The organism is Dietzia sp. SYD-A1 (assembly GCF_015356725.1).
In the GTDB taxonomy this organism is placed as follows: domain Bacteria; phylum Actinomycetota; class Actinomycetes; order Mycobacteriales; family Mycobacteriaceae; genus Dietzia.
In genome coordinates this window covers 1-6,508 of sequence record NZ_JADDKI010000151.1, presented here as the reverse complement: position 1 = coordinate 6,508, position 6,508 = coordinate 1, and the positions used below count along the sequence as shown (strand labels likewise).

The following is a 6,508-nucleotide window of genomic DNA, read 5'->3' as shown; positions in this document are numbered from 1 at the left end:
ACCACGGGGTGCCCGAGCGCCGCCAGCGCCTCCGCGGAGGCGCGACCGATCCCCGAGGAGGCGCCAGTGACGAGCGCGGGGCGCTCGGACGCGTCCGGCTGCGGGGGGAACTTCAGACTCATCAGCGCCTGACCTCGACACGCATGGGCAGGTGCGCGAAGCCGCGCACGTTGGACGAGTGCACGCGCTCGGCGCCGGGGAGGATCTCGTACCCCGTGATCGACCGTGAGATCTGGTCGAGCGCGATCCGCCCCTCGAGCCTCGCGAGGTGCGCTCCCAGGCAGAAGTGTGGTCCCTGCCCGAAGCTCAGACTGGCGGAGGTGTCGCGACCGAGACGGAAGGTGTCGGCGTCGTCGAAGACCTCCTCGTCGCGGTTGGCCGCGCCGATGAGCAGGAGCACCTTCTGGTCTGCGGGGATGGTGACGCCGCGGACCGTGACGTCCTGCATCGTCGTGCGCAGGACCAACTGGCTCGACGTGTCGTAGCGCAGCGTCTCCTCGACCCAGTCGCTCACCCGCTCCGGGGCGTCGATCACCAGCTGCGCCTGGTCCGGGTTCCGGTGCCCCCAGAACATCGCGTTGGCGAGCAGCTTGGTGGTGGTCTCGTTGCCCGCCACCACCATGAGGAAGAGGAAGGACAGGATCTCGTCCTCGTCGAGCTTCTCCCCGTCGATCTCGGCGTCGATCAGCGCCGAGGTCAGGTCCTCGGTCCGCTCCTCACGCCGCTCGGCGACCATGCCCTGGTAGTAGGTGATGAGGTCGAGGGCCGCGACCATCGAGTCCTCGGGCACGTCCTGACCGCCCTCCTCGCGGTGCATGACCAGGTCTGCGAGCCGGCGGAGCTCGTCGCGGTCCGACTCGGGCACTCCCATCAGGTCCGAGATGACGTCCATCGGCAGCTTGCCCGCGTAGTCCTGGACGAAGTCGAACTCGCCGCCGTCGCGGGACTTGGCCAGGCATTCGTCCCAGTACCGACGGGAGATCCGCGCGATTCCCTCCGAGAGCGCGTCGACCCTCCGGGAGGTGAAGCCCTTGCTCACGAGTTTGCGCAGTCGCGCGTGCCTGGGGTCGTCCATCGCCAGGAAGGACATGGTCTTGTAGGCGTGCCGACCGTACGCCGCGGGGTCGAGGGAGACCCCCAGGGAGTTGGAGAACACGTCGGGTGCGCGGAACGCCTCACGGACGTCGGCATGCTTGCTCAGCGCCCAGAAGTCGAGGTCCGGGTTGTGGTACACGGGGGCCTCGGCGCGCAACCGGGCGTAGAACGGGTACGGGTCCTCGTGGACCGCGTAGTCGTACGGGCTGAACACGAGCGGGGCGGGTGTCGCGGTGGTCATGTCTCGGGGTCACCTCAGGATGAGTCGGGCGGCGGACTCGATGGCGTCCGCCATGTCGGAGTAGGAGCCGTAGCCCATGCCTGCGCGGACGAGCGCGCCGGCGTAGACCATCTCCAGGGCGTCGATCACCTCGTCGTCGGCCTCATCACCCAGCGCGGCCGTCAGACGCCGACGGATGTCGGCACCGATCCGGATCCTCAGGTGGGACACCTCCGGATCGTCGCCCAGGAGGGCCGCGGTGACCGCCGAGGAGAGCTCGGGCTCGTCCGCCACCAGCAGCGCGACATCGCGCAGGACCGCCACCACCCTGTCCACCGTGGTGCCGGCCGAGGCGCCCTCGGTGACGTGGTCGCGGAGGCGTCGCCAGAACACCTCCGCGATGAGGTGGCCCTTGGAGGAGAAGTAGGTGTACGCGGTGGCCGGGGCGACGCCGGCCTTGGCCGCCACCGCCCGGACCGCGAGGCCGCCCGGCCCCTTCTCGCGCAAGACCTCGACGGCCGCGCTGGTGAGGCGGTCGACGGTCTCGGCCTGCTGGCCGTTGAGACGCCTTCGCGTGGATTCGAAACGCACGTCACTGGACATGTGTCTGGACAGTACACCACTGGCCGGACTATCGTCTAGACAGTTGTCTACCCACTGGATGTCCATCAACCCTGACGGAAGGCCCCCCGTGACGACGAGCACCACCTACGACGCCCCGCTCCTCATCGACGGCGAGCTGCGCCCGGCCTCCGGGGGCGGCACGTTCGACGTCCTCAACCCCGCCACGGAGGAGGTGATCGGCCGCGCCGCCGACGCCGGCCCGGAGGACATGGCCGCCGCGATCGAGGCCGCCCGCACCGCGTTCGACACCACCACGTGGTCCACCGATCATGCCTTCCGCGCCTCGTGCCTGCGGCAGCTTCGGGACGCCCTGCAGGCCCACACCGAGGAGCTGCGCGCGCTGACCATCGCCGAGGTGGGCGCACCGCACATGTTCACCACCGGTCCCCAGCTGGAGGGGCCCGTCGCCGACCTGGGCTGGCTCGCCGACCTGGTCGAGGCCTACGACTGGGTCGAGGACCTCGGCGAGTCCGAGGTGATGGGGGTGCGTTCCCGCCGGACGACGCACCGGGAGGCGATCGGCGTGGTCGGTGCCATCACCCCGTGGAACTTCCCCAACCAGATCAACCTGGCCAAGATCGGGCCCGCGTTGGCCGCGGGATGCACCGTGGTGCTCAAGCCCGCCCCGGACACCCCGCTCATCGCCGCCGCGGTGGCCCGCATCGCCGCCGAGGAGACCGACATCCCCGCGGGCGTGCTCAACGTGGTCTCGTCCTCGGACCACGGGGTGGGTGCCCAGCTGAGCACCGACCCCCGCGTCGATCTGGTCTCGTTCACCGGATCCACCGCCACCGGCAAGAAGATCATGATGGCCGCGTCGGAGACCCTCAAGAAGGTCTTCCTCGAGCTGGGTGGCAAGTCCGCCGCCGTGGTCCTGGACGATGCGGACCTGAACGCCGCGTGCTTCATGACGGCCCTCAACGCCTGCACCCACGCCGGTCAGGGCTGCGCCCTCACCACGCGCCTGCTGGTGCCGCGCGAGAAGTACGACGAGGCCGTCGACGCCGCCAAGGGCGCGATGGCCGCCTTCGCGCCGGGCGACCCCACCGACCCCGGCACCCTGTGCGGGCCGGTGATCTCCGCGGTCCAGCGCGAGCGGGTCGAGGGGTACATCGCCCTGGCCGTGGAGGAGGGCGGCACCATCGAGATCGGCGGCGGTCGCCCCTCCGGCGAGGAGAAGTCGAGGGGCTTCTGGGTGGAGCCCACGCTGATCTCCGGACTCGACAACACCGCGCGGGTGGCCCGGGAGGAGATCTTCGGACCCGTGCTCGTGGTCATCCCCCACGACGGCGACGAGGACGCGATCCGGATCGCCAACGACTCCCCCTACGGACTCTCCGGCGCCGTGTGGGGCACCGACCCCCGGCGGGTCGAGAAGGTCGTCGCGGGGATCCGCACCGGGACCCTGGGGGTGAACGGCGGCGTCTGGTACGGCGCCGACGTCCCGTTCGGCGGCTACAAGCAGTCGGGCATCGGCCGCGAGATGGGCCGGCAGGGCTTCGAGGAGTACCTCGAGACCAAGTCCGTGGCGTCTCCGGCCTGACATTCCACCCCCACCCGAACCACCACCCCTGACGAGAAGGAAGAGACCACAGATATGGGACGTTTTGACGGTAAGTCCGTGATCGTGACCGGCGCGGCCGGCGGGATCGGCGAGGAGTACGCCAAGGCCCTCGCCGCGGAGGGCGCGAAGGTCGTGGTGGCCGACGTCTCGGACACCGAGGGACAGCGCGTGGCGCAGGAAATCACCGCGGCCGGTGGGGAGGCGTTCTTCCAACACACCGACGTCTCCGACCCGGACTCGGCCGGGGCCTGCGCCGAGTCCGCCGTGGACAGGTTCGGCCGGCTGGACATGCTGGTCAACAACGCCGCGATCTTCGGCGGGATGAAACTCGACTTCCTCATCACCGTGCCGTGGGACTACTACGAGAAGTTCATGTCGGTGAACCTGAACGGTCAGCTGATCATGGTCCGCGCCTGCTGGGAGAAGATGGCGGCCGCCGGCGGTGGCGCCATCGTCAACCAGTCCTCCACCGCCGCGTGGCTCTACTCGGGCTTCTACGGCCTGGCCAAGGTGGGTGTCAACGGGCTCACCCAGCAGTTGGCCACCGAACTGGGCGGGTCCAACATCCGCATCAACGCGATCGCGCCCGGGCCGATCGACACCGAGGCCAACCGCTCGACCACCCCCCAGTCCATCGTCAAGGACATGGTGGACAAGCTCCCGCTCAAGAGGATGGGACAGCCGGAGGACCTGGTCGGGATGCTGCTCTTCCTGCTCTCGGACGAGGCGTCGTGGATCACCGGTCAGATCTTCAACGTCGACGGCGGACAGGTCATCAGGTCGTGAGCGTGAACCCGGCCGACATCTCCGGGCAGGGCGCCGGAGCCGCACCCGTGGGTCCGGGCTCCCCGGAGGACTCCCCCGCGCCCGTCGGGTTCATCGGGCTGGGCAACATGGGCGCGCCCATCGCCCGTCGGTTGCTGTCGTGGCCCGGCGGCCTGGTCGTCTGCGACGTCCGCCCCGAGGCGACCGAACCGTTCATCGCGGAGGGGGCCACCTCCGGCGCGACACCGGCCGAGGTGGCCCGGACGGCCAGACTCGTCTCGGTGACGGTTCTCGACGACGCGCAGGTCCGTGACGTCGTCGACGGCCCCGACGGGATCCTGCGCACGGCCGGTCCGGGAACGGTGGTGGCGGTCCATTCCACCATCTCCGACTCCACGGCCGTAGAGCTCGCCAGGGCGTGCGGAACGCACGGCGTACACCTGGTGGACGCCCCGGTCTCGGGCGGGGCACCAGGCGCGGAAAAGGGGGAGCTCGCGGTGATGGTGGGCGGGACGCGCGAGGTCTACGAGGCCTGCAAGCCCGTCTTCGCGCTGTGGGCCGCGCTGCCGGTCCACGCCGGCGAGGTGGGGGCGGGTACGCGGATGAAGCTGGCCCGCAACCTGCTGCACTTCATCTCGTTCACCGCCGCCGCCGAGGCCTCCCGACTGGCGGAGGCCGCGGGACTCGACATCGCCAAGCTGGGCCGCGTGGTGCGGCACACCGACGCCATCACCGGTGGCGCCGGCGCGGTGATGTTGCGGGACACCACCGCGCCGATCGCCCCCGACGACTTCTGGCACGGTGTCTTCACCCACGTCCGGGGCCTCGGCGAGAAGGACCTCTCACTGGCCCTGGATCTCGGGCAGCGGCTGGAGGTGGACCTGCCGCTCGGGACCATCGCATTGCGCGACCTGGGCTCCGGTTTCGGCGTGGGGCCGGGAGAGATCGCCCGCCGCGCCGCGGGCGCGCCCGGGGATGACGGCGGTATCACCGACGACGACGAGGGAGCACGATGAGCGACACGGCAGAATCCGGGATGTCCCCGGAGCGCGAGCGCGGGCTGGCCATGATGACCGAGGTCTACGGCTTCGAGATGACCGACGGGCCGGGTGACTACTTCGCCGAGACCGCGGACCACCTGTTCGGGCGCGTGTGGTCCCGACCCGGTCTGAGCCACCGCGACCGCCGCCTGCTCCTGCTGGGCGCGCTCACCGCTCAGGGGAACACGGACATCGCCGACATCCAGGTGGGCGCCGCGCTGGGCAACGGCGAGCTGACACCCGAGGAACTGGAGGAGATCGTGCTGTTCCTCTGCTACTACGCGGGCTGGCCGAACGGCACCAAGCTGGGCAACGTGGTGGGCCCGCACGTCGCGCGCGCCCGGAAGGCCGCCCGGCGGGCCGAGGCGGGGAACGATGGCCGCGACTGAGCGCCCGGCCGAGGGCGGGGATCGCGGGCGGAGTCATGAGCGATAGGTTTGTGCCATGACCGCTCCCGAGATCGACCAGGCGCTGCTCGACGTGGCGCTCGCCGCCCCCGGCTTCATGCCGCTGGACGAGGGCCGCACCCTCTACGAGATCGCCTGCGAGTACCTGGGCGACGGCGTGGGCGTCGAGATCGGCACCTACTGCGGCCGGTCCACCGTGTTCCTCGGCGCGGCCGCACGGGTGACCGGCGGCAGCATCGTCACCGTCGACCACCACCGAGGGTCCGAGGAACACCAGCCCGGGTGGGAGTACCACGACACCGCGCTCGTCGACCCCCACACCGGCCGCCTGGAGACCCTCGTGGCGTTCCGGCACACGATCTGGGACGCGGGACTGGACGATGTGGTGACCGCCGCGGTGGGCACGTCGCGCCAGGTCGCGCGAATCTGGGGCACGCCGGCCTCGTTCGTGTTCATCGACGGGGGCCACTCCTCCGAGGCCGCGCAGGCCGACTACGAGGGCTGGGCCCCGTGGGTCGCGGTGGGCGGGGCCCTGTTGATCCACGACGTCTTCCCGAACCCCGAGGACGGCGGACGCCCGCCCTACGAGATCTACTGCCGCGCCCTGGAGTCCGGGCAGTTCACCGAGGTCCGCGCGGTGGACTCGCTGCGCGTCCTGCGGCGCGACTCGGGCGAGGTCGGCTCGCCCATGCCGTAGGGCCCGCACCACCGGCCCGCACGGCGGCTCACACCGCCCACCGGCCGCCCGCGCTCCAGGCGTCACCCGAGCCCGGGCGGCCGCGCCGTGTGTGGA

At 70.9% G+C, this 6,508-nt stretch carries 7 protein-coding genes and 1 pseudogene; 5 read left to right on the top strand and 3 right to left on the bottom strand.

Annotation, left to right across the window (positions count from 1 at the left end):
* From IY392_RS07095 to IY392_RS07085, 3 genes and pseudogenes are all read right to left on the bottom strand, one after another.
* Nucleotides 1-122, bottom strand: a pseudogene (locus IY392_RS07095) (short-chain dehydrogenase); the annotation flags it as partial.
* Nucleotides 122-1,336, bottom strand: a complete 1,215-nt coding sequence (locus IY392_RS07090) for a cytochrome P450 (protein ID WP_107757085.1) — start codon at nucleotides 1,334-1,336, stop codon at nucleotides 122-124. The gene IY392_RS07090 and the pseudogene IY392_RS07095, both read right to left, overlap by 1 nt.
* Nucleotides 1,337-1,345: 9 nt before the next feature.
* A complete protein-coding gene (locus IY392_RS07085) occupies nucleotides 1,346-1,918 on the bottom strand; it encodes a TetR/AcrR family transcriptional regulator (RefSeq protein WP_107757086.1) in 573 nt (190 codons plus the stop codon).
* An 88-nt stretch (nucleotides 1,919-2,006) separates the two neighbouring features.
* Between IY392_RS07085 and IY392_RS07080 the strand changes: the two genes are divergently transcribed.
* The 5 genes from IY392_RS07080 to IY392_RS07060 are packed head-to-tail and all read left to right on the top strand — an operon-like array spanning nucleotide 2,007 to nucleotide 6,412.
* Nucleotides 2,007-3,482 (top strand): aldehyde dehydrogenase, encoded by a 1,476-nt coding sequence (locus IY392_RS07080; protein WP_309234026.1) that lies wholly within the window; start codon nucleotides 2,007-2,009, stop codon nucleotides 3,480-3,482.
* 54 nt (nucleotides 3,483-3,536) lie between these two features.
* Entirely contained in the window at nucleotides 3,537-4,289 is a 753-nt protein-coding gene (locus tag IY392_RS07075; RefSeq protein ID WP_107757088.1) for an SDR family oxidoreductase, read from the top strand.
* Complete coding sequence (locus IY392_RS07070) at nucleotides 4,286-5,284, top strand: NAD(P)-dependent oxidoreductase (protein ID WP_375292900.1); 999 nt, start codon at nucleotides 4,286-4,288, stop codon at nucleotides 5,282-5,284. Before IY392_RS07075 ends, IY392_RS07070 begins: the two co-directional genes overlap by 4 nt.
* Nucleotides 5,281-5,697: a carboxymuconolactone decarboxylase family protein gene (locus IY392_RS07065; protein WP_228549129.1), complete on the top strand. Its 417-nt coding sequence runs from the start codon at nucleotides 5,281-5,283 to the stop codon at nucleotides 5,695-5,697. Before IY392_RS07070 ends, IY392_RS07065 begins: the two co-directional genes overlap by 4 nt.
* A gap of 55 nt (nucleotides 5,698-5,752) precedes the next feature.
* Nucleotides 5,753-6,412 (top strand): class I SAM-dependent methyltransferase, encoded by a 660-nt coding sequence (locus IY392_RS07060; protein WP_107757090.1) that lies wholly within the window; start codon nucleotides 5,753-5,755, stop codon nucleotides 6,410-6,412.
* The last annotated feature ends 96 nt before the right edge of the window (nucleotides 6,413-6,508 follow it).